Annotated in this window: 4 protein-coding genes; 3 read left to right on the top strand and 1 reads right to left on the bottom strand. The window is 46.4% G+C overall.

Annotation, left to right across the window (positions count from 1 at the left end):
* The first annotated feature begins 36 nt into the window (after nt 1–36).
* From hisF to rlmN, 3 genes are read left to right on the top strand one after another with little or no spacing between them, the layout of a single operon-like run.
* Nucleotides 37–798 carry an imidazole glycerol phosphate synthase subunit HisF gene (gene hisF / locus A2517_RS09095; protein WP_294896279.1) on the top strand — a complete coding sequence of 254 codons (762 nt, stop codon included), beginning with the start codon at nt 37–39 and terminating at the stop codon, nt 796–798.
* Complete coding sequence (locus A2517_RS09090) at nt 795–1,331, top strand: purine-nucleoside phosphorylase (protein WP_294896277.1); 537 nt, start codon at nt 795–797, stop codon at nt 1,329–1,331. The genes hisF and A2517_RS09090 overlap by 4 nt, the downstream gene beginning before the upstream one ends.
* Entirely contained in the window at nt 1,324–2,400 is a 1,077-nt protein-coding gene (gene rlmN / locus A2517_RS09085; RefSeq protein ID WP_294896276.1) for a 23S rRNA (adenine(2503)-C(2))-methyltransferase RlmN, read from the top strand. Before A2517_RS09090 ends, rlmN begins: the two co-directional genes overlap by 8 nt.
* 173 nt (nt 2,401–2,573) lie before the next feature.
* Here the strand turns inward: rlmN and A2517_RS09080 are convergent, their stop codons facing one another.
* Entirely contained in the window at nt 2,574–3,269 is a 696-nt protein-coding gene (locus A2517_RS09080; protein WP_294896274.1) for an outer membrane protein OmpK, read from the bottom strand.
* Nucleotides 3,270–3,326: the final 57 nt, after the last annotated feature.

Here is a 3,326-nt window from a genome sequence, read left to right as displayed (position 1 = left end):
GTTATACTTACATAACGATAGTATTCAAGGTAAATAATGGATAATTTTTTTGCAAAACGGATCATTCCTTGTTTGGATGTGAAAGACGGCCGTGTCGTAAAGGGTGTTAATTTCGTCGGGCTCAAAGATGCCGGAGACCCTGTCGAAGTGGCAAAACGGTACAACGAAGAGGGGGCGGATGAACTGACATTTCTCGATATTACCGCATCCCATGAAGAGCGTGACACGATCGTTCATATCGTCGAACAGGTGGCGAAAGAGGTTTTTATCCCTCTAACGGTAGGGGGCGGAATACGAGTCCTTGATGATATCTACCGCCTCCTTGCCGTCGGGTGTGACAAAGTGAGTATCAATTCTGCGGCGATCAAACGTCCCGAATTCATCAATGAGGGGGCAAAACGGTTCGGCTCTCAGTGTATCGTTGTTGCCATCGATGTGAAGCGTACGGGTGATCAATACAACGTCTATCTCAACGGCGGTCGAGTCGATACGGGGATTAATGCTTACGAGTGGGCAAAAGAGGTGGTCGATCGCGGAGCGGGAGAAATTCTCCTCACCTCGATGGATGCTGATGGAACCAAAGCGGGATTTGATCTCTCGATCACCGAGCAAATCAGCCGGGCGGTGAATGTTCCCGTTATCGCCAGCGGCGGTGCGGGGACGATGGAGCATATCAAAGAGGCTTTCGAGCACGGTGCCGATGCGGCACTGGCGGCGAGCATTTTTCACTACAAAGAGATCGACATTATGGATCTCAAACGCTATCTATCCGCGAATGGGATTCCGGTACGGTTATGATTTTATGTGCCGGCAATAACGAAACGTTTGATTTCGCGACTCCGATAGGGGTGGGGCTGATCGACAGTGCGATCAATCTGACCCGCCATTGTTTGGTTCACAAGCCCGAATTTCTCCTCTTCGTCGGGAGTGCGGGAAGTTACGGTGAACATAAAATTAACGATATCATCGAGTCTAAAACCGCCGCTAACATCGAGTTAGGATTTTTGGATAAAAGTGCCTATACGCCGATTGACAACGTCGTCTCCGCACAAACGGAAAATGTCAAAGATGTTATCGTTAACTCCTCGAACTACATCACGACGAGTGAGCGGGCAATGGAGCAAATGAGAGTTTTGGGGATGGGGATTGAAAATATGGAATTTTTCACGGTAATGCGAGTGGCGCAGGTTTTCGGCATCCCTGCGGGAGGCGTGTTTTGCATCACCAATTACTGCGATACGAATGCCCACCGAGATTTTATCGCTAATCACGGATTCGCCAAAGTGCTGTTGCGTGAACATTTGAAAGCAAAAGGGTTAATCCATGGCTAAAAAAACTATTTTGGATTACACCAAAGCGGAACTCGCTTCCATGGTGAAACCCTCGTTTCGTGCTAAGCAGATTTGGGGATGGATTTATCACCAGTACGCGACGAGTTTTGAAACAATGGCGAATCTCCCTAAAGCGATGCGCGAAGAATTAGATCAAACCTATGAAATTATGCCCCTGAAAATCGCTCGAAAAGAGTGTTCCACCGATGGAACGATCAAATATCTCTTCGAACTGAGTGATGGCAAAACGGTTGAAACCGTGTGGCTCAAGATGAAAGATGAATCGATAGATGATGAGGGGAATATCGAGCATGAAGCCCGTTTTACCGTTTGTGTCTCAACGCAGGTGGGGTGTAAAGTCGGGTGCTCGTTTTGTCTCACCGCCAAAGGGGGATTTACCCGTGATTTGAGTGCAGGGGAGATTGTGGCACAGGTGTTAGCGGTGAAGATGGATAACGGCCTCGCCGCGCATCGCCGTCTTAATATCGTCTATATGGGGATGGGGGAGCCGCTTGACAATCTTGAGAATCTCGCGAAAGCAATTACGATTCTTAAAGATGAAGAGGGGCTTTCCATTTCAGGAAAACGGCAAACGGTTTCGACGAGCGGTTTGAGTAGTAAAATAGATAAACTGGGTCAGATGGATTTGGGGGTTCATATCGCGATCTCGCTCCATGCGGTCGATGATGAACTACGATCTGAACTCATTCCTATGAATAAAGCCTATAACATCGCTTCGATTATTGATGCGGTAAAGCGGTTCCCGATCGATACCCGTAAACGGGTAATGTTTGAATATCTCGTGATCAAAGGGAAAAACGATGATCTCACTTCAGCGAAAAAATTGGTCAAACTTCTTCACGGGATCAAGGCAAAAGTGAATTTGATCTTTTTTAACCCGTATGAGGGGTCTGACTATCAGCGTCCGACCCGTGCGGATATGGTGGCATTTCAGGAGTATCTGATCAAACACGGAGTATTGTGTACCATCCGTGATTCTAAAGGGTTAGATATCAGTGCGGCGTGCGGTCAATTAAAAGAAAAAGATTTAAAGGAAACAGCACAATGAGCGCAATGGATTGGTTTCAAGTCGGGTTTTTAGTGATCGTGGTCGGTGTCGGTTTGGGCGGCTTTATCTGGGCCGCCCTCAAAAAAGAGTAGGAGTATTCTCGCCGATAGGCGAAGCTTCAGTGCCATAGCGGCCAGCGTAGAGGGAGGGGCTTTGCTCCTGCCTCGTTCAAATCAAAATGTATATTTAAGCATTGCCTGGAACACATCGTTATCGGTATGATAAGTGTTTTCATGGTAGTAGTGCCACTCTGTCCCTACTTCTAATTTCCCCTCTTTAATTCCCGCAATTCGCGAAAGGTCAAAGAGAAGTTGGTTTTGAGTTAATAAATCTTTCGTTGTCCAGTCGGTAAACCCTTCGAAATGCCATTGGTTACCCAGAGGTACGATGTAGTTGAGTGAGAGTTGATAGGTATGATCGCCGACGTTTTGATGTTTTCGATAGATATTAAGTCCAAAAACACTAAACCCCGGTATATTCAAATCAGCCCCTGCGCCATAGAGCCATGCATGATAGGTATCGGATCGGTTGTATTGAAATGAGAGGTAACTCTCTTTAAGTATTCCGCACGAAGTAGAAAAGCCGCTGATTTTATCTAAGCTCAGGCGGGGAGAAATTTCACCGTAGAGGTCATTTTTTTTATCGGTGAATTGCAGCCCCTCATGGGTGTAGGCGTAATCGGCAAACATAAAAAGATCACCGTACTCCCAAGTCCGATAATGCTCTGCGGTTAGGGTATGTTTGGCACCGCTTTGGGTATCCATAAATGTCTCCCCTTCAAAATCTCCGTAGAGATATTGGACATTGGTTGTTGAAAAAGCGGATAATGTAGCTGCTAAGAGGGTACTAATAAACAGAAATCGAGGCATAGGTTTCCTTAGGTGTTTCAAATAAAGCATTTATTTTTGCGATAAGATCGAGCGGAT

The sequence above is a fragment of the Sulfuricurvum sp. RIFOXYD12_FULL_44_77 genome, assembly GCF_001830725.1.
In the GTDB taxonomy this organism is placed as follows: domain Bacteria; phylum Campylobacterota; class Campylobacteria; order Campylobacterales; family Sulfurimonadaceae; genus Sulfuricurvum; species Sulfuricurvum kujiense_A.
This window is presented reverse-complemented; position numbering and strand designations above follow the sequence as displayed.